The organism is Polaromonas sp., from assembly GCF_012927485.1.
Classification (GTDB): Bacteria; Pseudomonadota; Gammaproteobacteria; order Burkholderiales; family Burkholderiaceae_C; genus Polaromonas.
In genome coordinates, this window is sequence record NZ_JABBPC010000008.1 from 43,297 (window position 1) to 69,941 (window position 26,645).

The window sequence follows — 26,645 nt, forward strand, 5'->3', positions numbered from 1 at the left end:
GTTCTCTCATGGGTCATTTCAACCTCCTGCAATCGGTGTAATGACGTCAATGCAGTCGCCGGAATGCAACGTGCATTCGGGCCACTGGCTGCGTGGCACAAAAGCGTGATTGACGGCACAGGCAAACGCACCCTGCAGTTCATAACCCCGCGTCAGTAGCAGCACCTGTAGCGTAGGGGCTTGCGTCGGCAGGCGCTCGCCGTTCAAGGAAATCTCGAACGTGGTCATGTCACTTCTTCTTCAATACCAAGCTTCACTTGGGTACCGAGAAGTTTTTGCGCAAGCTCATCCACGACCGCAGGGGCGCATAGATAGCCATGTCGGTACAAGCCATTGATATGCCACACGCCGTCCCGCAGTGCTACGGCAGGCCGATGATCGTCCAGTGCGGGCCGCAGCGCGGCGGCCAGTCGCAACACGCGTGCCTCGCCGAAAGCAGGGTGCAGGCTGTGCAACGCGCTGCCCAACTCTAGCGTGGAACGAAGTGTCACCGGCCCGAGGTCTTCTGACTCCAGCTCGGTCGCGCCCACCACAAACTGGTGACCTGGCCGCGGCGCCACATAGATCTGATAGCGCGGATGCATCAAACGAACCGGGCGCTGCAAGGTCACACCGTGGCACTCCACCGTCATGACTTCGCCCCGCACGCCGCGCAGTTGCGGCCATTGCGCTTTGCTGCCCACACCGCGCGCATCGACGGCCACATCGACCGCATGCACGCCATCCGCGCAAACCATGCGCTGCGCTTCCACTCTCTCGACTGTCAGCCCTTCGTGCCAGCGCCCGCCTAGTCGGTCAATCTCAGTTGCCAACGCAGCCATCCACTGGTCATTTGCGAGTTGCCCTTCGCTGTCCAAAAACAGGCCACCACCAAAGCGCCCCGCCAACGCCGGCTCATGCTCCGCGAGACTCGCGCTAGTGAGCGTATGGACCTGAGCGCGACTGGCTTCTGGCAGCTTGTGGTGCAGCAGGCGAGTGAAGTGCTCCAGTGAGGCCTGGTCGGGCGCGTGAGCCACTACCAGCGTGCCTCGCTGCCGAAAATAAACCGACTGGCCGCCGCTTGCCTCCAGTTCCGCAATCCAGCGCGGCCACAGTTGCATCGAACGCTGGCCCAACGCAAACACCACGTCGTCCGACACCGCCAGTTCGGCCAGGGGCGACAGCATAGCCGCCGCTGTCAGGGATGCGGTGTCCAGATCGGCGCGATGTCGCGAATCAAACAAACTCACGCGGCGTCCCGCTCGCAATAAGCGCCAGGCCAATGTGCGGCCGGCCAGACCGGCGCCTGCAATACCAATATGTTGTGTTGTCATGGAAGGATTTAGGAGTAAATCTCGTGGCCGCCCTTGCGGAATTCCTCGGCTTTCTGCTCCAACCCGCTGCTGACTTGCTGGATCGGAATAACGCCCGGGGCCCTCGTCGAAGCAGTGGCTAAGGTCGTCGATGCGGGGTTGAGTCGTGCAAATTCGCGCACCTCTTGCGAGATCTTCATTGAGCAAAACTTAGGCCCGCACATGGAGCAAAAATGGGCCACCTTGGCATTTTCCTTGGGCAGGGTTTCGTCGTGATACGCCATCGCCGTGTCGGGATCAATTGCCAGCCGGAACTGGTCTTCCCAACGAAACTCAAAGCGCGCTTTCGATACCGCGTTGTCCCACATTTGCGCGCCTGGGTAACCTTTAGCCAAATCAGCAGCGTGCGCGGCAATCTTGTAGGCGATGAGGCCCTGCTTCACGTCGTCGCGATTCGGCAGGCCCAAGTGTTCTTTTGGCGTGACATAGCAGAGCATGGCGGTGCCGTACCAGCCGATGTTGGCGGCCCCCATAGCTGACGAAATATGGTCGTAGCCCGGCGATATGTCGGTGATCAAAGGGCCGAGCGTGTAGAACGGCGCTTCGAAACAGGCTTCGAGCTGCTTGTCGACGTTTTCCTTCACCAGCTGCAACGGAACATGACCGGGGCCTTCAATCATCACCTGCACATCGTGCTTCCAGGCAATCTGCGTGAGCTCGCCGAGCGTGTGCAATTCGGCAAACTGCGCTTCGTCGTTCGCGTCGGCAATCGATCCCGGACGCAAGCCATCGCCAAGAGAGAAGCACACGTCATACGCCTTCATGATCTCGCAGATATCTTCAAACCGTTCGTACAAAAAGCTTTCACGGTGATGCGACAAACACCACTTGGCCATGATGGACCCCCCGCGCGAAACAATGCCGGTTAAGCGGTTGGCCGTGAGCGGTACGTAAGCCAGGCGCACGCCCGCATGAATGGTGAAGTAGTCCACGCCTTGCTCGGCTTGTTCAATCAGCGTGTCGCGGAAAATTTCCCAGGTCAGGTCTTCCGCCTTGCCATTGACTTTTTCCAGCGCCTGGTAAATCGGCACCGTTCCAATGGGAACTGGTGAATTGCGCAATATCCACTCGCGTGTTTCGTGAATGTTCTCGCCGGTCGATAAGTCCATCACCGTATCGGCGCCCCAGCGAATAGACCACACCAGTTTGTCGACTTCTTCTTCAATCGACGACGTAACGGCCGAGTTGCCGATGTTGGCGTTGACCTTCACCAGGAAGTTGCGACCAATGATCATCGGCTCGCTCTCGGGGTGGTTGATATTGTTTGGAATCACGGCACGGCCACGCGCCACTTCATCGCGCACAAAGTCCGCCGTAATGTCCTGCACCAGAGAGGCACCGAACGAATGGCCGGGCTTGGGCATGCGCTCGGTGGCCAAGCGTTCCGCGAGCTGGGCGCGAATGAGATTCTCGCGCACGGCAATGTATTCCATTTCCGCTGTGATGATGCCTTTACGCGCATAGTGCATTTGCGACACGTTGGCGCCGGTTCTGGCGCGGCGCGGCACAGGTGTGTGCGCCATTCGCAAGGCGCTTAGGGCGGGATCGTTCAGGCGTTCGCGGCCATAGGCGCTGGTAATGCCGGGCAGCGCTTCGGTATCCAGGCGTTCGGCAATCCATGCGCTGCGCAATGGCGCCAACCCGCGCGTGATGTCAATCGGTGCCGAAGGGTCGGTGTACACGCCCGACGAATCGTACAGGCGAAGGGGGGGATTGGCCTCGCGACGCGGCTCACCGCTGCCCTCCTGCACCATCGTGTCAGTCAGCGTGACCTCACGAAATGGCACTCGAATATCGGCTTTTCCTCCCAGACGGGTACCGTCTATATAAATTTTTGCGGAGCCGGAAAAAGGGCTGCGCGTGATGCGACTTGTGAGGTCGTCGGTATCAACGGTAAGGCGGGTTTTGGCCATGATTATCTCCAGAAGGTGTGGGTGCCTGCCTGGGGAGCCGGAGAGGTTGATGTGGGGGGCTGCAGGATCCCCGTGGTGTGTAGGGGGTGTCGCTGTCAGTGCCATCAAAACTGCCGGAGCCAAGTGCCTTGTTCCCTACGCGGGGATAACCCCGATCAGGTTCAGCGGGTCTCGCATTTGCGATCTCAGCCTCAGAAGAATCTTGCTTAGAAACATCTTTGGCACCCCGACAAGCTGAAGTCATTGTAAGCACAGGGCTTGCCGCCGCAATGAACCTAGGGATTCTCCTCATGCGGGCAAACCAGGAGGCATCACCGACCTCCTTGTCATCGACACCGTGTATTCACTCAACTTTACAAACCATCACGGCGGCGTAATGGTGCGGACACACCGGCACTTCAAACTTACTCTCAACCTGAAACCAAAGCCTCGCTACACGTCTTTGATGCCAGGCTTCTTTTACCTCTCCCCGAAAGGAAGTTTTTATGAAATCCGTTTTTAAACCAGTGAGTTCAATCAGCAGTCTCGTCCTCGCCGGTCTACTGGCTACGGCCAGCATGGGCGCCATGGCCCAAGGCATGCCCGCAGCACCTGCTGCCGGTACGCCGGGCATGTCCGCAGGCATGAGCGCCGGCCGCATGGGTCGAGAAGACCCGGCCAAAATGCAGGCATGGATGGCAAAACGCCAGGCGGATATGAAAGTCAAACTGAAGATCACGCCAGCTCAGGAAGGCGCTTGGACCACCTTCACCGCCGCGATGCAGCCGATGGCTCGCGACGCCCGTCCTGCGCCCGAGCAGCGCGCTGAATTGGACAAGCTGACCACGCCCGACCGGATAGACAAGATGCGCACCTTGCGCACCCAACGCATGGCCGACATGAGCGCCGCCATGGACAAACGCGGCGAGGCGACCAAAGCCTTCTATGCAGTATTGACACCTGAGCAGCAAAAGACCTTCGACGCGGAGCACAACAAAATGGGCCAGTACGAGGGCCGCGGTCGCCACCAAGGCGGCATGCCGTACAAAGGCTGATAGGGTTCGAGGGACTGACGTTCCAACTTCGGTAATGCCTGCACGGGCACTGTCCTTGACGGTGCCCGTGCAGGCATTTCTAATGCGCCGTGCCCCCGCAAACGTTCTTTGTTTTGATAGAAGAGGTGGGCCGTAGTCGCTGCACATGGCGGTGTCTTTTACGAATGCATTGACCCGACATTCTCCCAGGCCGGTGTAGGACGGTTTCCAGAGTCCATTTGAACGCGTTGTTGTCTGACTAGACTGACGGCATGACTGAAATCCGCAAAGGCCAGGCGCCAGCCGTTTTGTCGCGCACTGTGTTCCATGAACGCTTCATGCAATCGTTTATGGACCCAAGCTTTCGAACCGAAGATGAGGCGATTTCTCGGGTAGAGGCGATTGCCTGGGACGCCTATCAAGCAGGTCGCAAGTCGCCCGTCACCCGGAAAGCGGGTCCCGGCTTTGCAGACCCGAATTACGACCTGTCGGTAGAGTGGCTCGCCACCAAAAATCGAATTGAAAAGGCCCACGCGACGTGGAACGAGCCCGCCTCAAAATCCCGTGTGCTGTTAATTTGCGGCTCGGCACGAAACGATGGCAGCTGTCCCGGGGAAATGTCAAAAACCTTTCGCATGGTCCAGTGGACTCAGGAGACGCTAGCGCAGGCGCAGCTCGAGACCGACGTGCTCGACTTGAGCTTGCTGACGTCCAGCTACCACCTCAATATCCACCCCTGTAAGGGCTGCGTCTCAACCGCCATGCCCTTGTGTCATTGGCCTTGCAGCTGCTACCCCAACCATTCGCTGGGACAAACTAGTGACTGGATGGCAGAAATTTACGAGCGCTGGACCGCTGCTCACGCAGTCATCATCGTGACGCCGGTCTACTGGTATCAGTCGCCGAGCCCACTCAAACTGATGATCGACCGTTTGGTGTGCGCCGATGGCGGCAACCCCGATCCCTCGTCTACCCATGGTAAAAAACCAGCCGAGGCGAAAGTGCTTGAAATGGAAGGTTGGGACTATCCCAAGCACATGGCCGGTCGCGCTTACGGTTTGGTGGTGCACGGCGATGTCGCAGGCATTGAAGGCTCGCGGCGTAGCTTGTCGGACTGGCTTGACTGGATGGGTTTGATTGATGCGGGCAACCAGGCGCGCTTAGATCGTTTCGTCGGTTATTACGAGCCTTACGCGACCAGTCACGAGGCACTGGACAGCGACAAAGCGATGCAGGCCGAGGTGCGTAATGTTGCCAGCGCCGTGGCCAATGCCGTGAAGGCGTTGCGTGCCGGCAAGCTTTCGCAGCCTGACTATGGACTTCGCCAGCCGCGGCCCAAGTGACGCGGACTTTTTTCCACTCGGATTACAACCACGCACTGGCTAAAACCCTATTGTTGTTTTGGCGACAGCTGTCAGTTCCAAAAGCGGTTGAAAATTCTTTTCGATTTGTAAAGTTAGCTACTGCAGCGGCCAGCTAACGGCCGCCAAAGAAAGTAGCTAGAGAGTTGCTTGCGGATCTAATCAACCCGCAAGCCATTCACTTTCGGAGGCTTACTTTGACGGGCTCGGCGCCGTGCCATCCATGTCACCCGACGGCGCTGGGCTTCCCATTCCCATGCTGCCTTCGCTTTTGTTTTTCTTCATGCGGGAAGCCCGCTTCGCCGCCTTTGACGCTTTCCTGTCAGCCTGGGCCGTAGCGCGCTCTTCTGCGGTCATTCCCTTGCCCGCCATCGGCGAGGGGCTCACGTTGTCCTTGCTATTCGTGGTCCCCGGGGTATGGGTCATGTTGGGGTCCTGAGGACTCATGTCAGTGGTGCCCTGCATGCCCATGCGCGCACTGGAACCGTTGCCCGCCATCGGCTCGGGGCTTACGTTGTCCTTGCCTTTCGTCGTCCCTGGCGTAGCCGTCGCGCCCAGGTTCATGCCGCTACCCGAGTTGGTGTTCCCGTCTGCGCCTGCGCGCGCCGAGCTTCCGTTCCCAGCGCGCGGATCCGGGTTGGTGGCGTCCTTGCCATTGGTGGTGCCGCCGATACCTGTCGGAGCGTTGTTCATGGTCGCCGAGCCGGTTTGAGCTTGTGCTGGGGCCACAAGCATTAGCGCTGCGGTCATCGCTGCAGCAAGGGGGATAGCTTTCATCGTAGATTTCTTTAACATGTCGATTCCTTCGTTGGCCTCAGAGGGCGGGTTAAAAAATACGCACGCCGCAAAGGGCTAACGCTAATTTCAATTTAGCGAACGCTGCTCGCCGGTCTTATCGGAGAGGCGCGCCGCAGCACGTAGGACACCGCGCTCGCCGGTTGTGGCTTTGAATGCGGTGTGTTGTGCGCTAGACACTCACTGTGCAATCGACGTCGGGTTTGTGCTGAACTATCGACGCGGTGGGGTGGGTCGCCGTAAAGAAGTTGCTGTCCTACAGCGGCGCGGTTCTTGAAGATTAACAATATGAGTTGGTTGTACCTTTCTGGTCCCACTTTCATATGCAACCTCCCTTTCCCGATTCATCCCCGCGCGGCGCGCCCGCCACTCTGACTGTAGCGCCCGCTGTGCGCCCCCCAGTTACCCCGATTGATATGACCGCCGTAGAAACCGATACGCAAGTGGCACTTGCCGCGGTGAGCGCTGAGTCGTCGTTCTCGTTCAAAGTGCTCACGGTCAATATCCACAAAGGCTTCACATTTTTCAACCGTAAATTTATTCTTCCGGAATTGCGCGAAGCCGTGCGCGCCGTGGGTCCGGACGTGGTGTTCCTGCAGGAGGTGACCGGTAACCACCTTAAATATCCAGACAAATTCGACAACTACCCAGATACGCCGCACTACGAATTTCTGGCGGACACGATCTGGCCGCAGTTCGCTTACGGACGCAACGCGGTCTATAACAACGGCCATCATGGCAATGCGGTGTTGTCGAAATTTCCCATTGTGCGTTCCGAGAATCACGATGTATCGATCAGTGGACCTGAGAGGCGCGGCCTGTTGCATTGCGAGTTGCATATCCCGGGTCGCAGCGTCAATGTGCATGTCATCTGCGTACATCTGGGACTGATCGAAGAACACCGTACGCAGCAAATGGATATGTTGTGCAAACTCGTCCACACGGACATCCCCGCTCACGCGCCGGTGGTGGTGGCCGGCGACTTCAATGACTGGCGCCATCGCGCCCACGCCCAGCTAGAACGCGGTGCCGGACTGTATGAGATATTTGTCCAGGCCCAAGGCCAGGCCGCACGAACTTTTCCGGCGCGTTTGCCCGTGCTTCGGCTGGATCGCATCTATGTGCGCAACGCCATCGGTCACGCACCGGTCGTTCTCCCGAGCAGGCCCTGGTCCCATTTGTCCGATCACGCGCCCCTCGCTGCGGAGATCGAGTTGTGAGCCCAGCCCGCGCTGGGTGCGGCGCGGAGGCTTCTTAATGCATCGATGGGTCGGCGGCAATCAATTCAAGCTGCTCGAAAATGGGGAAGAGTTTTTTCCCCGCGTCTTCGAATGCATTGCCGCAGCGCAACGCGAAGTCGTGATCGAAACATTTATTTTGTTTGAAGACAAGGTCGGTAAGGGGCTGCATGCTGCGTTGCTCCAGGCAGCCGGTCGCGGTGCACAAATAGACATCACCGTCGATGGCTACGGTTCGCCCGACCTGTCGCCAGAATTCATTTCTTCGCTCACGCAGGTCGGCGTGCGGGTGCACGTGTTTGACCCCCGCCCCAAATTTTGGGGTTGGCGCACCAATCTCTTTCGACGCCTGCACCGCAAGATCGTGGTAATCGATGGCGAGCGCGCTTTTGTCGGCGGCATTAATTTCGCCGCCGATCATTTGGCCGACTTCGGACCGTTGGCCAAGCAGGACTATGCCGTCGAAATTGAAGGCGCCATCGTCGCCGAGATTCACGAGTTTGTGCACCAGGCGCTGGAGGCGGGCCAGCGCAATGCGGGAGCGGCCTTCCCTGGTCCAATGCGCGCGCAATTTTCTGCCGACTTACAAACGCCGACCCGACCCTGGCGGCGCGCCACCCCGCCCCCTGCCGGTGACGCGGCGGCTATTTTTGTCACCCGGGACAATCGCAAACACACCAACGACATTGAGCAGCACTACCGCATTGCCATTCGCACCGCACGCCATCGCATCGTGATCGCCAATGCCTATTTCTTTCCCGGTTACCGATTGCTCAAAGAGATGCGCAGGGCGGCGCAGCGCGGTGTCGATGTACAACTCATCCTGCAGGGTGAACCCGATATGGCCATTGTAAAAACAGCGGCAAGCATGCTTTACCACTACCTGCTGCGGGCGGGCGTGCGTATTTTTGAATATTCCGAGCGACCGTTGCACGGCAAGGTCGCCGTGTCAGACGATGAATGGGCGACGGTGGGCTCCAGCAACCTGGATCCCTTGAGTCTGTCCTTGAACCTCGAAGCCAACGTCATCATCAAAGATCGAGGGTTCAACCAGCTTTTAAGCGCTCGGCTAGACGACCTGATTCAGCACAGTTGCAAGCAGATTGGGCACGACGATTTAGTGGAATCCAGTGGCTGGCGCCTCGTTCGCAGCTTCCTTTTGTTTCACGTGCTTCGCCGCTACCCGGCCTGGGCCGGCTGGCTGCCGGCACATTCGCCGCGCATCACCTCGGCCAGTCCAAGCCCCCTTTCGCCCGGTGCGCTTTCTACCACTGCCGATCGGGTGAACCAGGCAGATCCCGCTTAAGCGCCGGCTAGCCAGAAGGGTTTCCAGCCCATGAATAAAGCGGCCTTGGCTTTTTCCGGAATGACCGATAGCGCCTGGTGGCCGTGGCTTAAGCGCGCCGCCGCCGCCGTTTTCTTTATATTGGTGGCGGGGCTGCTGGCCTCGCGGGCGCGCAGCATCGAATGGCGCCAGGTACTGACCTCGCTGCAGCACTACCCTCTAACGGCCGTGTGGGGTGCGGTGGGGCTGACCTTGGCCAGCTTCACGCTCTACAGCTGTTTTGATCTGCTGGGCCGCCACTATGTCGGCCATTCGCTGAGCACGCCAACGGTTATGACGGTTACTTTTATAAGTTACGCCTTCAACCTCAACCTGGGCTCAGTCGTCGGCGGTTTCGCCTTCCGTTACCGTCTCTATTCACGCCTGGGACTGGACAACGGTGTGATCACGCGTATTTTGTCGCTGAGTATGCTGACCAACTGGACCGGCTATCTGCTTCTTGGCGGGTTGGTGTTCGCGCTGTATCCGCCGACGTTACCTGTCAGCTGGCCGATTGATGCCTCCCTTCTTCGCCTGATTGGACTGGCGTTGCTAACCACTTCAGTAGGCTACCTCAGCGTCTGTGCATTTTCCAGCAAGCGCACACTGCAGCTGCGGAGTCACGCGCTTGAATTACCGACGATCCGGATGGCCGGTCTGCAACTGCTCATGGGCGTCAGCAATTGGCTCCTGATGTCGGGCATTCTTTTTATCCTGCTGCAGCAGCGTGTTGAATTTCCCATGGTCGTCAGCGTATTACTGCTGGCTGCGATCGCCGGCGTCATCACGCATATTCCGGCTGGTCTGGGCGTACTGGAGGCGGTGTTTGTGGCCCTGCTATCGCATCAGATGCACCGGCATGACGTGCTGGCCGCGTTGGTGGCCTACCGCGTGATTTACTACCTGGTGCCGCTTGGCATTGCTACGGTGGTCTACCTTGCCATGGAAGCTAAAGTCAAACGAAGTACCAAAACGGCTCGCGAGCCCAAAAAATCTTTTTAGCGGGCAAGGTTTCGGCGCGAAAAAACACCATCCTCGCGACAGGGACTCCTGCGAAAAGCACAAATAAAATTTGGCAACCACTGTATATTATTACAGTGCATATTCAACAGAAACTTGCCATCCTTGCCGATGCGGCCAAATACGACGCGTCGTGTTCGTCCAGCGGCACCAGTAAACGCAATTCGGTAGGCGGAAAAGGCATTGGTTCGACGGAAGGGTCAGGTATTTGCCACAGCTACGCACCCGATGGTCGGTGCATTTCGCTGCTAAAGATTCTCTTCACCAATTTTTGCGTATACGACTGCCTGTACTGCGTTAACCGCGTCACGAGCAACGTCCCCCGGGCCCGCTTTACAGTCGATGAAGTAGTGGATCTGACGCTTGACTTTTACCGACGCAACTGCATCGAAGGACTGTTTTTGTCGTCCGGCATTATCCAGAGCCCCGACTACACCATGGAACAGGTGGTGGAGGTGTCGCGCAAGCTGCGCGAAGATTACGACTTTCGCGGCTACATCCACCTCAAGACCATTCCTGACGCATCGCCGGAGCTCCTGGCCAGAGCCGGGCGTTACGCCGACCGGCTGAGCATCAACATTGAATTGCCCACGGTGCAAAGTCTCGAGGCGTTAGCGCCCGAAAAAAACAGCGCGGCCATTCGCCGCTCCATGGCGCATTTGCGCGTGCACATTGACGACGCCAAAGGGGCCGCCCGAGATGCCAGCCGAACGTCCGTTATATCGCTGCCTCATTCGCTCAAAGCGCACCGTGCGCGCCCGCCGCGCTTCGCACCGGGCGGGCAAAGTACGCAGATGATTGTGGGTGCCGACGCGACCGATGACCGCACCATTCTTGCCACTAGCGCCACGCTGTACAGCGCCTACCAGTTGCGCCGAGTCTATTACTCGGCCTTTAGTCCCATTCCCGACGCCTCGTCCAGTCTGCCGCTGCGCCAGCCGCCATTGATTCGCGAGCATCGCCTTTACCAGGCCGATTGGTTGATCCGCTTTTACGGCTTTGCGCACGATGAAATCGTCCCGGAGGTCTCGGGTACAACTGCCAGCGCCGGAGCGGGCATGCTCGCACTCGACATCGACCCGAAACTGGCATGGGCACTGTCGCATCGTGAACAGTTTCCGGTGGATGTGAACCGCGCACCGCGTGAGCTGCTTTTGCGCGTGCCTGGCTTGGGAGTAAAGGCCGTTGTGCGCATCTTGCAGGCCCGACGCGTGCGCAAGATGCGTGCCGACGATTTGCTACGGCTGCACGTGCCGCTCAAGAAGGTGTTGCCGTTCGTGGTGCTGGCCGACCATCAACCGGGCGCGAGCCTGGATGCGCTCGATCTGGCGACCCGCTTACGGCCGGCCGCCGTGCAAGTGGATTTGTTCGACGAGCCTGATGCGAGCCCTCGTTTGCCCCTGCCGTTGCCACCGCCTTCTTTGTCTGCATCGCCTCCAAAATTAGAGCCGGTTGCAGGTGCAAAGTCAGCGTTTGACCTTACTTTGTAAAAGATACAAGTTTGTCCAAATCTGTTTAGAGTGTGAAGAAAAAAGTACGGCATGGACGTCACAAATGATCCGCTAACGAACGAGCTATTTCCGCAAGCCTTGATAGCCATCACGCTTCAGGGGGCCACAGATCTGGCGGGATTTCGCCAAGCGGCGCGTCGTTTATTGGCGCAGCAGATGCCGCCAGGTCAGGTGAGCTGGTTCAGTGCCGACACCCCCGCGCAGGATCTGTTCGCTCACGCAGACGGCGGCGTGTCAATCGACGCGCCGGCTGTGAATGTGCCCCCTGAATTTCTAGCGCTGTGTGAATCCGTGATTCTCCACAGTGATCCCAATCGGTTCGGCTTGTTGTATCGTCTTTTGTGGCGGCTATTAAAAGAGCCTGCATTACGACACGACCCGCTGGACGCCGACAGGGTGCAGGCCCAGCGAATGGCGCAGGCGGTCCAGCGCGATAAACACAAAATGAAGGCCTTCGTGCGCTTTCGCACCGTACAGGATGAAGCGTTTAAAGCGTATCCAGACGGAGGCCCGCTGCACGTGGCGTGGTTTGAGCCCGAGCACCACATCGTTGAAGCGGTCGCGCCCTTTTTTGCGCGGCGCTTCACACAAATGCGCTGGGCCATCCTGACACCGGAACGCAGTGTGGAATGGAATGGTGCGCAACTGCATCTGGGCCCCGGCGCGCAACGCGAGCAGGCGCCGCCGCCCGACGCTGGCGAGCAGCTCTGGCTCACCTACTATCAGCACATCTTCAACCCCGCCCGGCTGAAGCTCAAAATGATGCAAAAGGAAATGCCGCGTCGCTACTGGAAAAACCTGCCCGAAGCGCAATTCATTAGCAGCTTGGCGGCGCAGGCGCCCGAACGGCGCATGAGCATGATCAGCCAGGCTCCCAGTATGCCGCGCCGCCGTATCCCGGTCAGTTCGGTCCTGCCAGCTGGCACTTCGGCTGCTGATTCGTCGCAAATTTCGCCGCTGACTCTGCCTGAACTGAACAAAGCGGCACAACACTGCCGTGAATGTCCCATCGGACAGCACGCCACGCAGGCAGTGTGTGGTGAGGGCCGGATTGGCGCCCGCGTGATGGTGGTCGGCGAGCAACCCGGGGACCAGGAAGACCTGCGCGGCCGCCCCTTCGTAGGCCCAGCCGGGCAACTATTTGACCGCGCGCTTATCGATCTGGGTTGGGTGCGCGATGACCTCTTTATTACCAACGCGGTCAAGCACTTTAAATACGAGCCGCGTGGTCGCCGCAGGATACACAAAACGCCCTCTCAGCAGGAAGCGGCGGCTTGCCTTCACTGGCTCGAGAGCGAGATTAGCCTGGTGCGACCCGCGGCGGTGATTGCGTTGGGCGCTACCGCAGCCGCTTCGCTGCTTGGCCGCCATGTGCCCGTCATGGCGGAGCGCGGACAATGGGTCACCCGTGCCGATGGCCTCCGCGTGCTGATCACCCTCCATCCCGCCGCGCTCTTGCGTACTGACGAACACCACCAACCAGCGGCCTATGAGGCATGGCTGAACGACTTGCGCCAAGTTAGTGCGTTCATGGACCCGCCCATCATTTAAGCGGGCTTTCGCTGCTGCCCAACCGAGGGGGAAACCCCGATCAATGCCGACCTGCTGGCGTTCCTCTGGCGTGGTGACTGAAATATTGGCTTGAATACCTTGATTTTTGCGATGGGATAACTGGTTCGGGCTAAGCCGGCTTCGTCGTCGCTTTCAGACGAGCAAAGTATCACCAAGAAGGCAGCGTTGCGTGCGCAGAAAACGAATGAAGCAAGGCGGTTACAACTGGCAACGGCAAAAGCTCATAAAGTTCCGGGATAATAATTGTCAACCTTTACTTTTCACAAGGGCGCCGCCTGCCTGCATTCAATGCCTTCCACCTGCCAGGCAGAAAAAGGCGTTCATAACCCCGTTGATTTGGGCCCGCTTCTGTAACCGTTGGCTTTTGTTGTTTTAAATCAGGCGATCCCGTCCTTCCTGTTCATTCTCCACCCATGATTGTTGCCATGCGGGCTACTACCTCCGCCACCTTTGAAATCAAGAGCGCCAGCCTTCCGTTGGTCGCGCTGCTGCTTAAATCCCTGGATTTGCAGGCTCTAGCGAGCGAGTTGAAGCTTAGGTTTGGTGATATTCCCGATTTCTTCGATCAAGATCCGCTGATGATCGATCTGTCGCCGCTAGAGGCGTCAGCGCACGCGGACGTCGGCCCGGCAGAGATCGATTTTTTGGCACTCGTGGCGTTGCTTCGCAGCTACCGTTTGGTACCCGTGGCCGTGAAAGGCGGTAGTCCTGCGCAGATGGCAGGGGCGCAGCAAGCGGGGCTACTGTTTGCGCCGGACGCGCATCTGGTGGGGGCCCGACCTGCCCCTCCCTCTACCGCAGCACCGGCTTTAGCCTCTTCCACGGCACCTCTTGGAGCGCTGGTTATCGACAAACCGCTGCGATCGGGTCAACAGGTGTATGCCCGCGGGCGGGATTTGGTGGTCATGGCCATGGTCAATGCGGGGGCCGAGGTCATTGCCGACGGGCACATTCATGTTTACGCGCCATTGCGCGGTAAAGCCATGGCTGGCGCGCGAGGAAACACCGATGCGCGCATTTTTGCGCTGGCGCTGGAGGCTGAGTTATTGTCTATCGCGGGTGTCTACCGCACCAGCGAAAATCCACTCCCACCCGGCGTGGCGGGCCAGCCTGCGCAGGTGCGGCTGCTACCCGGTCCTGACGGTGACAGGTTGGTTATGAGTGTCATGACCCACTGAAAATGACGCTTCGCCGATCGTTACTGCCCGCAGTGCGCAACCGGGCGCACGCTCCGCACGAACACCTCTCTATTGTTTTCAAAAGGACTTTTATCTGATGGCAAAAATTATTGTGGTCACCTCCGGCAAAGGCGGCGTGGGTAAAACCACCACCAGTGCCAGCTTTGCAACCGGCCTGGCCCTGCGGGGCCACAAAACTGCAGTGATCGACTTCGACGTCGGCTTGCGTAATCTGGACCTCATCATGGGCTGCGAACGTCGTGTGGTGTATGACCTGATCAACGTCATTCAGGGCGAGGCCACGCTCAACCAGGCGCTTATCAAAGACAAGCAATGCCAGAACCTCTATGTGTTGGCGGCCTCGCAAACTCGAGATAAAGACGCTCTCACCAAAGACGGCGTGGAAAAAATTCTGAAAGACCTCGCCGCGATGGAGTTTGAATACATCGTCTGCGACTCGCCCGCGGGCATTGAAACCGGTGCGTTGATGGCGATGCACTTCGCCGATGAAGCGCTGGTAGTCACCAACCCGGAGGTGTCGTCGGTGCGCGATTCGGACCGTATTCTGGGCATGCTGTCCAGCAAGACCAAACGGGCGATTGACGGCGGTGATCCCATCAAAGAGCACCTGCTCATCACCCGCTACAACCCGAGCCGCGTCGATCAGGGGCAAATGCTCTCGCTGGAAGACATCAAAGACATTCTGCGCATCAAGCTGATTGGCGTAATTCCCGAGTCCGAGGCGGTGCTGCAAGCCTCCAATCAAGGCGTGCCGGCCGTCCATATGCAGGGCAGCGATGTGTCTGAAGCCTACAAAGATGTGATTGATCGCTTTCTGGGCGAAGACAAGCCAATGCGATTTATTGATCCGCAAAAGCCCAATTTCCTAAAACGCTTGTTCGGAGGGAAATAAAGCGTCATGACTTCATTCCTGTCCTTTCTGCTGGGCGAAAAGAAAAAAACTGCCAGCGTCGCCAAAGAGCGGCTGCAGATCATCCTGGCGCACGAACGTTCTGGCCGAAATAGCCATCAGCCCGACTACCTGCCTGCGCTGCAGCGCGACCTGATTGCCGTGATTTCCAAGTACATCAATATCAATCCCACCGACATCAAGGTAAATCTTGAGCGTCAAGACAACCTCGACGTGCTCGAAGTCAAGATCGAGCTGCCGGACGCTAAATAAGCGGCCGCCCGCCCGCAACCCAGTTAGCGCGGGTTTCAATAAACCGCGTTCGCTATGCTGCGCGTACAAGCCTTCGCCTGACAAACGTTGCGTACGGGCGCATTCCCGTTGCCGTTAAGTAGATAAACGGCAAAAGCGTGATTTAGGTCACGGTTCAGACTTAAATGTTTTGCACACTACCGTTGACTAAGTCCGAATGACTCGGTAAATCCTAGCAACTTTAAGTGAAAGCAAAAAGAAAATGAACAGATTCCAAAGCTTATTCAAGCCGCTGATGTGGCTGATGGCATTACTATTGGCCGGTTTTGCAGCCGGATGCGGCGGTGGAGGAGGAAATCAGATTGGCGCCGCTGCAGGCGCAAGCCCCTCGGCGGATGCCGCAAGCGGGCCGATAGTGCTTTCGACCAGCCCCAGTAATGGGGCTACAAATGTGGCGACCCGCACCAATAGCAGCGACAACGTTGTGACCGGGATCGCGGTGACAGCCACCTTTAGCCAGCCGATGGATCCGGCATCGATCAACTCGTTCCCGGCCGGAACGCTGCTAACGTTCACGCTGAAAGAGACCACCGGATTGAACGTCCCCGGCACTGTCGCCCTGAATGCCGCGAACACGGCCGCCACCTTTACGCCCACCGCGTCCGCGCTGATCCCGAATACCAACTACACCGCGACTGTGAGCACTGCGGCCAAGAACGCTGGCGGCACTCGGATGGCCAGTCCGGTTGTGTGGAGCTTTACGACCAACGCCATCGCCTCCACCGCTCAGGCACCGGTTAACCTCGGAAGCGCTGGTACCTTCGCGATTCTGAGCAAAACCGGAATCACCGACGTCTATAAATCGGCCATTGTTGGGGATGTCGGAACAAGCCCCATCACCGGTGCGGCGCTCCTTCTCACATGCGGGGAAGTGACGGGCAAAATCTACGTCGTCGATGCTGCGGGCCCACTTCCCTGCGCAGTGACTGATGCTACCGCCCTGACGGCCGCAGTGGGCAGCATGGAAACCGCGTTCACCAGCGCAGCCGGACGGACCTTACCCAATTTCACTGAGCTGGGTGCCGGGGAGATTGGCGGACTCACTTTGGCTCCCGGTCTCTATAAATGGGGTACCGATGTCCTGATTAGCACGGATGTCACGCTTTCGGGCGGTCCGAACGACGTCTGGATCTTCCAGGTAGCGGGTAAATTGGTCCAGGCCAATGCGAAACGGGTGACTTTGGCTGGCGGTGCGCTGGCGAAGAATATCTTTTGGCAAGTCGCTGACGATGTGTCCATTGGAACAACGGCTCACTTTGAGGGCGTTCTTTTGGCTAAAAAACTCGTTGCCGTGAATACCGGCGCCTCTGCAAACGGCCGACTGCTGGCGCAAACTGCGGTCACGCTTCAATCGAGCGCCATCACACAGCCGGCCCCGTGACGGAGCGAGAGCAACCGGACTAGACCAGGGCGACGGCAACGCGTCCGTTTGGTCTGGTCTCCGAACTTTTGATTTCCTGAGGTGCCCCGAAAGTTTGAACAGCGCCCAGTGAAATGGAGCTTCAATTGGGATGAACTAGGCCGTTTGCAGCCCTGCCGCACTTCGCCGCGACTGCTCAACGCTGTCGGCCTGGTTTGAAGACCGACTAGCGCTTTTTTGTTATGTCTTGGCTGCCGACACCCAAGTTGGCGTCGCCACCAGCAGACACCCCGCCGCTGGCATCGCCCGCGCTTTGCTGACGATGTTTGCCGCTTCCTACACCGCCTCTCACGCCATGGGTCGCACGTTTGCCGGCTACCGCCGCATCGTCTCCGGTGGTTTTCGCCGTGTCGCGTACAGCGCCGAGCTCCCGGCCTACGCCGTCGGTGGCTCGGTTCACGGCGCCTGGGGCCTGTATCTCGCCGCCACCTTGTGCTCCGACGCTGGCCCCCCCTGCGCCCATGCGTTGGGCCTGTTCGTCAGAGCTGACATTGCCGCTGGCAGCTGCGGGCGAAACGGCAACACCTTCCGCGCCAGCGTTGATAGCGGCGTTTCCCTTCACGGCACCACTACCGGCATTGCCACCAGTATTGGCACCCAGGCTTGCGCCACCACCTCCACCAAGTCCGGGGCCGGCCGCGATGGTCACGCCGGCGTTTGTACGCAAGACGCCATCGAGCCCTAACACGCCAGCTTGGGAGGAGGCCCCCCATGCCATCGCCGTGGTTAGCACGACTAATGACGGAATGGCCCGTAAAAACCGAGGGCGGGCCACGCGAATGGGAATTTGAAAGCTTGGGGACTGAGCGTGTTTAAAACCGTGCATTGGGGCTCCTGTGTTGAAGAAAAGTTCATCTTCCGCCTCCCCTATGTCCACGAAGTTTCTGGTTTGTTGACTTTGTAAGTCGATGCACAGTTACCGTTCTAATTGGTTTAATTGATAAGTGTGCGCATACATCGACAATGATCTTCACCATGCGGAACGACATTACCGCCAGTGTGTAGTCGCTGTCAGGACCCGCAACAGGATGAACGCCCCCTGGCTCCGAAAAGCTGTCTACTTAGTAGCTGCACGCGACCGTTCTTTATCGGTCGGCGGCTGATCTATCCATCTTTTCGGCGCCAGTACCGCCATCGTGATGCGCGACACGCAACTCAGCTCGCCAGCGTCGTTGGTAAGCTCGATCTGCCAGACTTGCGTGGTACGGCCTATGTGCACCGGGCGCGTGATGCCCGTCACCCAGCCATGCGTTGCGCCCTTGAGGTGGTTGGCGTTGATATCCAGTCCCACCGTACGGTGACCCTCAGGCGCCGCATACGCCGCGCCGCAGGAGCCCAGCGTTTCAGCCAGCACCACCGACACACCGCCGTGAAGCAAACCGTAAGGCTGGACAGTGCGGTGATCCACCGGCACGCGCGCGCGAATGAAATCATCGCCGACCTCCAAAAACTCTATACCGAGGTGGGCGACGGCCGTATTCGCGCTAATCGCGGTCAGCAATTCGACGGAGACGGGTTGTTTCCAGATGCGCATGGGGACTCCAGGGTTTGGGTGCCTCCACTATAAGGGGACTACCCTCAGCGGTCGGCTTGCGCCGGCCGGCGACGATCGTCAGGGTTGCCGCGCGGAACCATGAAGTTTCACGCAATGGGTAAAAAAATTCGGTATCGACCCAGGGCTGCATCCACGTTTCGCAGGGCAAAATCCGGGCGTTGGCTCCAATTACTCTCCTCAACAGGCTCACATGCACAGAGTTACCCCCATTTTGCAGGCTGATGGTCTTTCTTTTGGCTACCCCAATGCCTCTGATGGCACCCTGTTCGATGGCCTGGACGTCCTTTTGCCACCCGGCGTGACTTGGGTGTCCGGGGATGAGGGTGCTGGCAAAACCACCTTGCTCCAACTGCTGGCGGGCGCCTTGCCGACGACCGGTCAGATCGAGATCAACGGGGTGAGCCTGCGGGAAAATGCGACGGCCTATAAAGAGCAGGTGGCCTGGTTCGATCCGCGTGACAACGCGCTGGACCAGCACACGGCCCGGCAACTCTTCTCCACCCTGCCCCAGCGCTACATCGGCTGCGACCTGGATTCCCTGCGCACCCATCTAGAGGGGCTGTCCCTCGCGCCCCATTTAGACAAGCCGCTTGCCACGCTCTCCACCGGCACCAGACGCAAAGTCTTGCTAGCCGCCGCCCTGGCCAGCCAGGCGGCCGTCATTCTGCTCGACCAACCCTTTATGGCGCTTGATCGGCCCTCCATCGATTATGTGCTGGGCGTGTTGGCGGAAGCGGCACGCCATCCAGACAGGGCTTGGGTTGTGGCCGATTACGAAGCCCCCATAAACGTCAGACTTGCAGGAGTTCTCAAGTTGAAGCAGTAAGGACAAAAGGGGAAGGAAAGAACCTTCAACGCTGCCGCACCGGCATGATGTGAACCGCTGCGGGTGGAATGTGCAAATACAGCACGGAGCCCGGGCTTGCGTTCAATTTCCGCAGCATCGCAGTGGACAAGTTCAGGGTGACGCGTTGGGACGGCAGTTGCAGCGGCACCAACGTACACAAGGTGATTTCCCCAAGCGGCAGCACTTCACGCAGCGTACAGGCCAGGGTGTTGATCGCGCCTGCATCCGCCTGGACCTGCAAGTCCAGCAGCTCGCCAGCAACCACCCACGACACCTCGACGCCGTCGTCGATCCGATGTTTGTCAAGCACGCGCAAAGTAAGCGGCGGCTCGCACGAGACGTCCGTGTGCCACAGTAAGCGGCCGAAACCGGGTGCCTCGGCGGAACCATTCGAAAAAAACTGGCCTTTGAAATGATTTTGAATGCCCACCAGCTCGGCCACCCGGGCGTTGCGCGGACTGGCGAATACGCTGGCGGGCGGCCCGATCTGGAGCGACTCGCCCCGATCCAGAATCACGACCCGGTCAGCCAGCCGGCGAGCTTCCTCCAGATCGTGCGTAACCAACACCATCGGAATTGCCACGCTTTGCCGTAGCGCTGCCAGCTCGCGATAAAGGGTCTGGCGTGTCGGCGCATCCACCGCCGAAAAGGGTTCGTCAAGTAGCAGCACCTGAGGTTCGCGAGCGAGCGCGCGCGCCAAGGCGACGCGCTGCTGCTGGCCACCGGACAGCTGGGACGGTCGACGGTTCTGGAGGCCCGTCAGACCCATGCGCTCAAATAAGGCGTCAAAATAATCGCTGGTCTTTTCAGGCCGGGCCGCAAGTGCGACATTTTCGAGCGCGGTGAGATGCGGAAACAGCGCGTAGTGCTGAAACACCAGTCCCACTCGGCGCTGCTGCGGTGCCTGCCAGAGGCCGCGTGTGCTGTCGAACCAGACCTCGTCGGGTTGTTCTCCGATACTGACCCGGCCCTGCAAACCAGGGGGTTTCAGCAGGCCGGCAATAGCGCGCAGCACACTGGTCTTGCCGCTGCCTGAAGGACCGACCAGCGCGAGTAACTCGCCTCGAGCGCAGCCAAACTCGGCGTTGAGCCGGATCGGCCCGTCATTTTTTAGTAAAACCTGCAGCATGAGCAATGAGGACGTGCGCAGTGCGCTATCTTTCTTGGAGTGGCCGGACTTTGTCCGCCGCAAAAACAAACACCAGCGCAGCGAGCGAGCACCCCACCAGTGTCAACGCCATGATGTGGGCAGCAGCCATGTCAAAGGCTTGTACGCGGTCATAAATGGCAATCGACAACGTCTTAGTTTCACCGGCGATGCTGCCGCCCACCATCAGCACCACACCAAACTCACCCAGCGTGTGCGCCATGGTCAGCGCCACGCCGGCGAGCAGGCCCGGCCAGGCCAGTGGCAACTCAATTTTCCAAAACGCACGCCAAGGACTCAGACCGCAGACCCAAGCGGCCTCGCGCAAACTGCCCGGAATGGCGACGAAAGCACGCTGCAGTGGCTGCACCATGAAAGGCAGGTTTACCAGCACGCTGGCCAGAAGCAAGCCCTCAAAGCTGAATACCAGCCGCAAGTTGATGCTAGCCGCTAGCCAGCCGCCCACCAGGGACCCCTGGCCCAGCGTGGTCAACAAATAAAAGCCGATGACTGTCGGCGGCAGCAGCAGCGGCAGCATGAGCAAGGCCTCCACCAGCGGGCGGCCGCGCCATGACGTGGCGCTTAGCCAGCGCGCCAGCCAAACGCCAAGCGGCAAAAGCAAAGCGGCTGTGAAAACAGCGAGAAGCAGTGATACGCGCGCGGCTTGCCAATCCATAGCGAGATTATGCAGGCTCTGAACCGATAACGTCGTTGTTTATGCTACTAAAAGCATAGCAACAATGACCCGTAAATCTGCGTTTATCAGTAGGTTTCACGCTGAAAATCCATAGCGGCGAAGGATCTCGCGCGCCGCTGCACTTTGCAGGTAGTCATACAAAGCCACCGCCGCTGGTGCGGCAGACTTCAGCAACACCATGCGCTGGCGAAGCGGTGCGTGCAGGCTGGCAGGCAGTGCCAGGTGGCGCCCGGCGCGGGCGACTTCAGGGGCCAGCGCCAGTGAAAGTGCCGTAATGCCCGCTTGGGCGGCACCTGTCGCCACGAACTGGGTCGCCTGGCTAATGTTTTCCCCCATCACCAGCTTGGGCAAAACTTGCGCCCACAGACCTAGCTTTTGCAGCGCTTCACGTGCGGCGCGGCCATATGGTGCATGTTCGGGATTTCCGATGGCAAATTTGTCGATCTGGCCCCACTGGGCCTTCAGCCCGTTGAGTCCGACATCCAGCACCAACGTGGAATGAATGGGAACGTACAGCGCGATGCGGCCCACGGCGTACAAGGCACCACGGTCAGAGGTCTTGCCCCTCGCACCGGCGACCTCGCGGGTCAAGCCTGCATTGGCCAGCTGGAACACAAAGTCCTCATCGGCGGACAGGAATAAATCCACCGGCAGGCCTTGCTCAATCTGCCGGGCGAAGCTACCCGAAGAACCGAAGCTGGCTTCTACCGGATGGCCGGTTTCGGCTTGAAATTGCGCCAATACCAGGGAAAGCGCGAACTTTAGATCACTCGCGGCGGCAAGCCGCACAGGGATGACAGATTGCGCCCGGGCTCGCAGGGGCTGCTGCAGCACCAACGCCGCTAGCAGCGCCGCCGACATCCAGCGTCGCTTGGAAATAGCGGACTGCAAGCAATGCTGAGGGTCAATGTGAAGCGTGTTACCTGGCAAATTCGACATGAATTTTCCCTAATTTTTAGCACATAACAGCATGCAACTTTTGCATATCTTTTGGACGTAACGGCGAAGTATCTCAGGCTGAAGTTCTTAAAATGACCCTTCTGACCAACCCGTGGACCCTGAAAAGCAACACACAAACTGCTTTTCTGCTGGTTGCGCCGCAGCCCATCCTCAGCTGCGGTTCCGCTCGCCGACCGAAACTTGGTTACTCTTTGATCGTACGCGCTGCTTCTTTCTGGCTGTGACGGCCTCATTTGAAGCGTCGTCGAGCGTCATTTTGACAAACGTCTGGATGGGCAGTTGCCGATGCTACTGCCCATCGCCAGACGTTTATCGAAAAAACGCTTTTTAACTTTGGAGTTTTTCGATGAATCAACTTGTGATGCAAGGGCTGAAGCTCAACACGCCCAGCTACGTCCGGAATGCGAAACTGATCGCCTGGGTCGCCGACATGGTGGCTTTGTGCAAACCCGATGAGGTGCACTGGTGCGACGGCAGCGACGCCGAATACCAACGCCTGTGCCAGCAGCTGGTGGAGACAGGGACCTTTAAAAAGCTCAATCAAAGCAAGCGTCCCAACAGCTTTCTGGCGCAGAGCGACCCGAGCGACGTGGCGCGCGTAGAAGACAGTACCTACATTTGCTCGGCCCAAAAAGAAAACGCTGGCCCGACCAACAACTGGATGGCTCCGGCCGAAATGCGCGCCACGCTGCAGCCTTTGTTTGATGGCTGCATGAAGGGGCGCACCATGTATGTTGTGCCTTTCAGCATGGGCCCGTTGGGCTCGCCGATTGCGCACATTGGCATGGAGTTGACAGACAGCCCTTATGTGGCCGTCAACATGAAAATAATGACGCGGATGGGCAAAGCCGTGTTTGAGGTGCTGGGCACGGATGGCAACTTTGTACCTTGCGTGCACACGGTGGGCGTACCGTTGGCCGAAGGCCAGAAAGATGTGAAATGGCCGTGTAACAAGACCAAATACATCGTGCATTACCCCGAGACCCGCGAGATCTGGTCCTTCGGCTCTGGCTATGGCGGCAACGCGCTATTGGGCAAAAAGTGTTTTGCGCTGCGCATTGCGTCCAACATGGGCCGTGACGAGGGCTGGCTGGCCGAGCACATGCTGATTTTGGGCGTCACAAATCCCGAAGGCAAAAAATACCACGTGGCGGCCGCTTTCCCGTCTGCCTGCGGGAAGACCAACTTCTCGATGCTGGTGCCGCCCGCGGGTTTTGAAGGCTGGAAAGTCACCACTATTGGCGACGATATTGCCTGGATCAAACCCGCTGCAGACGGCAAGCTTTATGCCATCAACCCCGAGGCGGGGTACTTTGGCGTGGCACCCGGTACCAACCTGCTCACCAACCCAAACTGCATGCGCAGCCTGGATCGTGACACGATTTTTACCAATGTCGCGCTTACTGACGATGGCGACGTGTGGTGGGAAGGGATGGAGCGGGATGCGCCCGGCAAGGCACTGCCTGCTCACCTGATCGACTGGCAAGGCCGGGACTGGACGCCGCAAATCGCCAAGGAAACCGGCGCCAAAGCCGCCCACCCCAATTCCCGTTTTACCGTAGCTGCCACCAACAACCCGGCGCTCGACAGCGCCTGGGATGACCCGAAAGGCGTGCCGATCGACGCCTTCATCTTCGGTGGCCGCCGTTCCACCACCGTGCCACTGGTGACCGAAGCCCGCAATTGGGTGGAAGGCGTGTACATGGCTGCAACCATGGGCTCCGAGACCACCGCCGCCGCCACCGGCCAGGCTGGCGTGGTGCGCCGCGACCCGTTCGCCATGCTACCGTTTACCGGCTACAACATGAGCGACTACTTTCAGCATTGGCTGAACATGGGTAAAAAGCTGGCAGCGGCAGGTGCTACGCTGCCGCGTATGTACACCACCAACTGGTTCCGCAAGGGCGCAGACGGCAAGTTCACGTGGCCTGGCTACGGCGAAAACATGCGCGTGCTGGCGTGGATAATTGGCCGTATTGAAGGCAAGGCCAAGGGCCAAGAAAACATCACCGGCATCAGCCCCCGTTATGAAGACCTGAACTGGACCGGCCTCGACTTCAGCGCTGAGCAGTTCAACACCGTCACCAGCATGAACAAAGCCGACTGGCTCAAGGAGTTGGAACTGCACACGGCGCTATTTAAACAACTCGAGCATCATTTGCCAAAAGAGCTTGCGGAGACCAAAACCGCGATTGAGCGCCGTCTGGCAGCCTGACCGGCACGCTGGAAGCGCTGAGGTGACGCCTCGGCCAAGCCGCCCGTACGCAAAAAAGCCACCTGACCGGGTGGCTTTTTTTACGCCCATAAAAATACGAACCGGTTTAAGAATCGGCGACGACAAGCCTGAGTAAAACTGTCTGCTATTGTGGCGCCGGATTGACAAACATCAAAAGGAGCAGAAGAAGACGGGCGTAACCTTCAATGCCATGCGAAGGCTCTGCTTTGGGGTCGGCATCAGAACCCTATCTGCATGGAATCCTCGACTTCACTTACTTCGGCTGTGGCGCCTTCCGACCCCGCCACTTCTGGTCTCCGACCGTTGGAGCTGGTGTGCCCGGCCGGAAGCCTGCCAGCCCTGAAAGCCGCTGTGGACAATGGCGCCAGCTGCGTCTACTTGGGCCTGCGCGATGCCACCAACGCGCGCAATTTCGCCGGTCTCAATTTTGACGAGGTCGCCATCGCCACAGGTCTTCGCTACGCCCACCAGCGCCACTGCAAGGTCTTCATGGCGCTCAACACCTACCCCCAGGCGTCGAAGCCAGAGCCCTGGCGAACGGCTTTGGACAAGGCCGTCGATCTTGGCGTGGATGCCGTGATTTTGGCGGATCCGGGACTGATGCAATATGCAGCCCTGCAGCATCCGCAATTACGCCTTCACTTGTCGGTTCAAGGCTCTGCCACCAACCATGACGCCATTAATTTCTACCGCGAACAGTTTGGCGTGGTGCGTGCCGTACTGCCACGCGTGCTGTCGCTGGCGCAGGTGCAGCAGGTGGTTGAAAAGACGCCGGTCGAGATCGAGGTGTTCGGCTTTGGCAGCCTGTGCGTGATGGTGGAGGGGCGTTGCGCGCTGTCGTCGTACGTCACAGGCGAGTCGCCGAACACGCACGGCGTATGTTCGCCCGCCAAGGCAGTACGCTGGCAAGAAACCCCTAAAGGGTTGGAGTCGCGTCTGAACGGCGTGCTGATTGACCGCTATGCCGAGGGCGAAAGTGCCGGCTATCCCACGCTGTGCAAGGGGCGCTTCGAGGTGGGCAGCGAAGAAAGCTATTACGCCATCGAAGAACCCACCAGCCTGAACACGCTCGAGTTGTTGCCGCAACTGATGAAGATTGGCGTCCGTGCCATCAAGATTGAGGGCCGCCAACGCAGCCCCGCTTATGTGGGGCAAGTCACCCGGGTCTGGCGAGAAGCCATCGACAACTGTGTCGGTAATCCGCACCGCTACTCGCCGAAAGCGACCTGGATGAGCAGTCTGGACAAGGTGGCCGAAGGCCAGCAGCACACGCTCGGTGCCTACCACCGGCCCTGGAAATAATACTTTGAACCGACGTACCACGGGCTTGAGAAGCCGGAAATCCGCACCATGAAAATTGCCTTGGGCCCACTGCTGTATTACTGGCAGCGCGATACCGTTCTCAGTTTCTACAGCACTATGGCCACCGCGCCGATCGACGTGGTGTACCTCGGCGAAACTGTGTGTTCGCGCCGTCATGAACTGCGCCTTGCCGACTGGCTGGAGATCGCCGCTCGCTTGCGTCATGCGGGCAAAGAGGTGGTGCTTTCCTCGCAGGTGCTGCTGGAGTCGGGCGCGGACGTGGGTACGATGCACAAGATCACGGACAACGGCGATTTTCTGGTCGAAGCCAACGACATGGGCGCCGTGCGCTGTCTGGCGGGCAAGGGGCCGTTCGTGGCCGGGCCGCACCTCAACCTCTATAACCTCGCCTCGTTGCGGTGGATGGCGTCTTTAGGCGCGAGCCGCTGGGTCATGCCGCTGGAGATGAAGCGGGAGGATCTGGCCCAGCTTCAGCAGGAGCGTCCCACCGGCCTGCAGACCGAGGTGTTCGCATACGGCCGCATGCCGCTGGCTTATTCGGCACGCTGTTTCACCGCAAGGCATCGGAATTTACCGAAAGATGACTGCCGCTTCAGTTGCATGGATCATCCTGATGGCCAGATGCTCAGGACACGCGAGCGTGAAGAATTTCTGGTGCTTAACGGCACGCAAACGCAGTCCGCGCGGGTCTACAACCTGGTGAACACGCTTGGCGACATGCGCGCGCTGGGCGTGGAGGTGATTCGCCTAAGTCCGCAGGCGCACCACATGGCGAAGGTGATCGATGTGTTCGATGCAGCGCGCACGCAGGCGCTGTCGCCGAAGGAGGCGTTGGCGCGCACGCAACCCCTGATGCCGGACCAAGGCTGCAACGGCTACTGGCACGGCCGTCCTGGCATGGAGCAGACCGTACCGGTCTGAGGCCATGTATTACGGCGAGATTTTTAGCTCCGTCTGCCAT

24 protein-coding genes and 1 riboswitch are annotated in these 26,645 nt (G+C 59.0%); of the genes, 16 read left to right on the forward strand and 8 right to left on the reverse strand.

The genetic code is table 11. The features are described 5' to 3' along the window. Positions 1-18 precede the first annotated feature (18 nt). From thiS to thiC, 3 genes are read right to left on the reverse strand one after another with little or no spacing between them, the layout of a single operon-like run. On the reverse strand, positions 19-228 hold the full coding sequence (gene thiS, locus HHJ16_RS02275; RefSeq protein ID WP_293640326.1) for a sulfur carrier protein ThiS: 210 nt from the start codon (positions 226-228) through the stop codon (positions 19-21). Then, positions 225-1,313: a glycine oxidase ThiO gene (thiO, locus tag HHJ16_RS02280; RefSeq protein WP_293640327.1), complete on the reverse strand. Its 1,089-nt coding sequence runs from the start codon at positions 1,311-1,313 to the stop codon at positions 225-227. The genes thiS and thiO overlap by 4 nt, the downstream gene beginning before the upstream one ends. 8 nt (positions 1,314-1,321) lie before the next feature. Continuing rightward, complete coding sequence (thiC, locus tag HHJ16_RS02285; RefSeq protein WP_293640328.1) at positions 1,322-3,265, reverse strand: phosphomethylpyrimidine synthase ThiC; 1,944 nt, start codon at positions 3,263-3,265, stop codon at positions 1,322-1,324. Between the two features lie 115 nt (positions 3,266-3,380). Continuing rightward, a riboswitch (TPP riboswitch) is annotated at positions 3,381-3,504 on the reverse strand. Positions 3,505-3,750: 246 nt separating this feature from the next. On the opposite strand from thiC, the gene HHJ16_RS02290 reads away from it, so the two are divergent. Together HHJ16_RS02290 and HHJ16_RS02295 are read left to right on the forward strand one after the other, a co-directional pair. Beyond that, positions 3,751-4,299, forward strand: a complete 549-nt coding sequence (locus HHJ16_RS02290; RefSeq protein ID WP_293640329.1) for a Spy/CpxP family protein refolding chaperone — start codon at positions 3,751-3,753, stop codon at positions 4,297-4,299. A 251-nt stretch (positions 4,300-4,550) separates the two neighbouring features. Then, entirely contained in the window at positions 4,551-5,621 is a 1,071-nt protein-coding gene (locus HHJ16_RS02295) for an NAD(P)H-dependent oxidoreductase (RefSeq protein ID WP_293640331.1), read from the forward strand. A gap of 210 nt (positions 5,622-5,831) precedes the next feature. Here the strand turns inward: HHJ16_RS02295 and HHJ16_RS02300 are convergent, their stop codons facing one another. After that, positions 5,832-6,416 carry a hypothetical protein gene (locus HHJ16_RS02300; RefSeq protein WP_293640333.1) on the reverse strand — a complete coding sequence of 195 codons (585 nt, stop codon included), beginning with the start codon at positions 6,414-6,416 and terminating at the stop codon, positions 5,832-5,834. A gap of 434 nt (positions 6,417-6,850) precedes the next feature. Between HHJ16_RS02300 and HHJ16_RS02305 the strand changes: the two genes are divergently transcribed. From HHJ16_RS02305 to HHJ16_RS02350, 10 genes are all read left to right on the forward strand, one after another. Next, positions 6,851-7,654, forward strand: a complete 804-nt coding sequence (locus tag HHJ16_RS02305; RefSeq protein ID WP_293640335.1) for an endonuclease/exonuclease/phosphatase family protein — start codon at positions 6,851-6,853, stop codon at positions 7,652-7,654. 37 nt (positions 7,655-7,691) lie between these two features. Beyond that, entirely contained in the window at positions 7,692-8,978 is a 1,287-nt protein-coding gene (clsB, locus tag HHJ16_RS02310) for a cardiolipin synthase ClsB (protein WP_293640337.1), read from the forward strand. Positions 8,979-9,008: 30 nt separating this feature from the next. Next, the gene (locus HHJ16_RS02315; RefSeq protein ID WP_293640339.1) at positions 9,009-9,998 is read left to right on the forward strand and encodes a lysylphosphatidylglycerol synthase domain-containing protein; all 990 of its coding nucleotides are present in this window, start codon (positions 9,009-9,011) and stop codon (positions 9,996-9,998) included. A 95-nt stretch (positions 9,999-10,093) separates the two neighbouring features. Further along, entirely contained in the window at positions 10,094-11,506 is a 1,413-nt protein-coding gene (locus HHJ16_RS02320; protein WP_293640340.1) for a putative DNA modification/repair radical SAM protein, read from the forward strand. Between the two features lie 51 nt (positions 11,507-11,557). Next, the gene (locus HHJ16_RS02325; protein ID WP_293640341.1) at positions 11,558-13,078 is read left to right on the forward strand and encodes a UdgX family uracil-DNA binding protein; all 1,521 of its coding nucleotides are present in this window, start codon (positions 11,558-11,560) and stop codon (positions 13,076-13,078) included. Positions 13,079-13,512: 434 nt separating this feature from the next. Beyond that, complete coding sequence (gene minC, locus HHJ16_RS02330) at positions 13,513-14,277, forward strand: septum site-determining protein MinC (protein ID WP_293640342.1); 765 nt, start codon at positions 13,513-13,515, stop codon at positions 14,275-14,277. Between the two features lie 97 nt (positions 14,278-14,374). Further along, positions 14,375-15,190, forward strand: a complete 816-nt coding sequence (minD, locus tag HHJ16_RS02335; RefSeq protein WP_293640344.1) for a septum site-determining protein MinD — start codon at positions 14,375-14,377, stop codon at positions 15,188-15,190. 6 nt (positions 15,191-15,196) lie between these two features. Then, on the forward strand, positions 15,197-15,460 hold the full coding sequence (gene minE / locus HHJ16_RS02340) for a cell division topological specificity factor MinE (RefSeq protein WP_293640346.1): 264 nt from the start codon (positions 15,197-15,199) through the stop codon (positions 15,458-15,460). A gap of 241 nt (positions 15,461-15,701) precedes the next feature. Next, complete coding sequence (locus HHJ16_RS02345) at positions 15,702-16,880, forward strand: ice-binding family protein (RefSeq protein WP_293640348.1); 1,179 nt, start codon at positions 15,702-15,704, stop codon at positions 16,878-16,880. A 226-nt stretch (positions 16,881-17,106) separates the two neighbouring features. Continuing rightward, the gene (locus HHJ16_RS02350; RefSeq protein WP_293640349.1) at positions 17,107-17,604 is read left to right on the forward strand and encodes a hypothetical protein; all 498 of its coding nucleotides are present in this window, start codon (positions 17,107-17,109) and stop codon (positions 17,602-17,604) included. 372 nt (positions 17,605-17,976) lie between these two features. Here HHJ16_RS02350 and HHJ16_RS02355 read toward each other — a convergent pair whose 3' ends face one another. Then, entirely contained in the window at positions 17,977-18,453 is a 477-nt protein-coding gene (locus tag HHJ16_RS02355) for a hotdog fold thioesterase (RefSeq protein ID WP_293640350.1), read from the reverse strand. A gap of 211 nt (positions 18,454-18,664) precedes the next feature. Here HHJ16_RS02355 and HHJ16_RS02360 point away from each other — a divergent pair, with 211 nt between their 5' ends. Beyond that, positions 18,665-19,300, forward strand: coding sequence for an ATP-binding cassette domain-containing protein (locus HHJ16_RS02360; RefSeq protein ID WP_293640351.1), 636 nt, complete (start codon positions 18,665-18,667; stop codon positions 19,298-19,300). A gap of 25 nt (positions 19,301-19,325) precedes the next feature. On the opposite strand, the gene HHJ16_RS02365 is transcribed toward HHJ16_RS02360, so the two are convergent. The 3 genes from HHJ16_RS02365 to modA form a co-directional block, all read right to left on the reverse strand. After that, positions 19,326-20,450 (reverse strand): ABC transporter ATP-binding protein, encoded by a 1,125-nt coding sequence (locus tag HHJ16_RS02365; RefSeq protein ID WP_293640352.1) that lies wholly within the window; start codon positions 20,448-20,450, stop codon positions 19,326-19,328. 25 nt (positions 20,451-20,475) lie between these two features. Beyond that, positions 20,476-21,144 (reverse strand): molybdate ABC transporter permease subunit, encoded by a 669-nt coding sequence (gene modB, locus HHJ16_RS02370; protein ID WP_293640353.1) that lies wholly within the window; start codon positions 21,142-21,144, stop codon positions 20,476-20,478. 96 nt (positions 21,145-21,240) lie between these two features. Further along, entirely contained in the window at positions 21,241-22,104 is an 864-nt protein-coding gene (modA, locus tag HHJ16_RS02375; RefSeq protein ID WP_293640354.1) for a molybdate ABC transporter substrate-binding protein, read from the reverse strand. 367 nt (positions 22,105-22,471) lie between these two features. Here modA and HHJ16_RS02380 point away from each other — a divergent pair, with 367 nt between their 5' ends. The 3 genes from HHJ16_RS02380 (at position 22,472) to HHJ16_RS02390 (ending at position 26,605) form a co-directional block, all read left to right on the forward strand. Beyond that, the gene (locus HHJ16_RS02380) at positions 22,472-24,340 is read left to right on the forward strand and encodes a phosphoenolpyruvate carboxykinase (GTP) (RefSeq protein WP_293640355.1); all 1,869 of its coding nucleotides are present in this window, start codon (positions 22,472-22,474) and stop codon (positions 24,338-24,340) included. A 255-nt stretch (positions 24,341-24,595) separates the two neighbouring features. Next, positions 24,596-25,663 (forward strand): peptidase U32 family protein, encoded by a 1,068-nt coding sequence (locus tag HHJ16_RS02385; protein WP_293640357.1) that lies wholly within the window; start codon positions 24,596-24,598, stop codon positions 25,661-25,663. Positions 25,664-25,711: 48 nt separating this feature from the next. Next, positions 25,712-26,605, forward strand: a complete 894-nt coding sequence (locus HHJ16_RS02390) for a U32 family peptidase (protein WP_293640359.1) — start codon at positions 25,712-25,714, stop codon at positions 26,603-26,605. Positions 26,606-26,645 lie beyond the last annotated feature (40 nt).

Bases quoted from the DNA above. Each gene is read 5' to 3' on its own strand.
- HHJ16_RS02380 (WP_293640355.1), top strand. From the start codon at position 22,472: ATGAATCAACTTGTGATGCAAGGGCTGAAGCTCAACACGCCCAGCTAC.
- modB (WP_293640353.1), bottom strand. From the start codon at position 21,144: ATGGATTGGCAAGCCGCGCGCGTATCACTGCTTCTCGCTGTTTTCACA.
- HHJ16_RS02355 (WP_293640350.1), bottom strand. From the start codon at position 18,453: ATGCGCATCTGGAAACAACCCGTCTCCGTCGAATTGCTGACCGCGATT.
- minE (WP_293640346.1), top strand. From the start codon at position 15,197: ATGACTTCATTCCTGTCCTTTCTGCTGGGCGAAAAGAAAAAAACTGCC.
- thiC (WP_293640328.1), bottom strand. From the start codon at position 3,265: ATGGCCAAAACCCGCCTTACCGTTGATACCGACGACCTCACAAGTCGC.
- HHJ16_RS02365 (WP_293640352.1), bottom strand. From the start codon at position 20,450: ATGCTGCAGGTTTTACTAAAAAATGACGGGCCGATCCGGCTCAACGCC.
- HHJ16_RS02325 (WP_293640341.1), top strand. From the start codon at position 11,558: ATGGACGTCACAAATGATCCGCTAACGAACGAGCTATTTCCGCAAGCC.
- HHJ16_RS02295 (WP_293640331.1), top strand. From the start codon at position 4,551: ATGACTGAAATCCGCAAAGGCCAGGCGCCAGCCGTTTTGTCGCGCACT.
- minD (WP_293640344.1), top strand. From the start codon at position 14,375: ATGGCAAAAATTATTGTGGTCACCTCCGGCAAAGGCGGCGTGGGTAAA.
- clsB (WP_293640337.1), top strand. From the start codon at position 7,692: ATGCATCGATGGGTCGGCGGCAATCAATTCAAGCTGCTCGAAAATGGG.
- HHJ16_RS02345 (WP_293640348.1), top strand. From the start codon at position 15,702: ATGAACAGATTCCAAAGCTTATTCAAGCCGCTGATGTGGCTGATGGCA.
- HHJ16_RS02300 (WP_293640333.1), bottom strand. From the start codon at position 6,416: ATGAAAGCTATCCCCCTTGCTGCAGCGATGACCGCAGCGCTAATGCTT.
- thiO (WP_293640327.1), bottom strand. From the start codon at position 1,313: ATGACAACACAACATATTGGTATTGCAGGCGCCGGTCTGGCCGGCCGC.
- HHJ16_RS02290 (WP_293640329.1), top strand. From the start codon at position 3,751: ATGAAATCCGTTTTTAAACCAGTGAGTTCAATCAGCAGTCTCGTCCTC.
- HHJ16_RS02360 (WP_293640351.1), top strand. From the start codon at position 18,665: ATGCACAGAGTTACCCCCATTTTGCAGGCTGATGGTCTTTCTTTTGGC.
- HHJ16_RS02385 (WP_293640357.1), top strand. From the start codon at position 24,596: ATGGAATCCTCGACTTCACTTACTTCGGCTGTGGCGCCTTCCGACCCC.
- HHJ16_RS02315 (WP_293640339.1), top strand. From the start codon at position 9,009: ATGAATAAAGCGGCCTTGGCTTTTTCCGGAATGACCGATAGCGCCTGG.
- HHJ16_RS02390 (WP_293640359.1), top strand. From the start codon at position 25,712: ATGAAAATTGCCTTGGGCCCACTGCTGTATTACTGGCAGCGCGATACC.
- HHJ16_RS02305 (WP_293640335.1), top strand. From the start codon at position 6,851: ATGACCGCCGTAGAAACCGATACGCAAGTGGCACTTGCCGCGGTGAGC.
- modA (WP_293640354.1), bottom strand. From the start codon at position 22,104: ATGTCGAATTTGCCAGGTAACACGCTTCACATTGACCCTCAGCATTGC.
- minC (WP_293640342.1), top strand. From the start codon at position 13,513: ATGATTGTTGCCATGCGGGCTACTACCTCCGCCACCTTTGAAATCAAG.
- thiS (WP_293640326.1), bottom strand. From the start codon at position 228: ATGACCACGTTCGAGATTTCCTTGAACGGCGAGCGCCTGCCGACGCAA.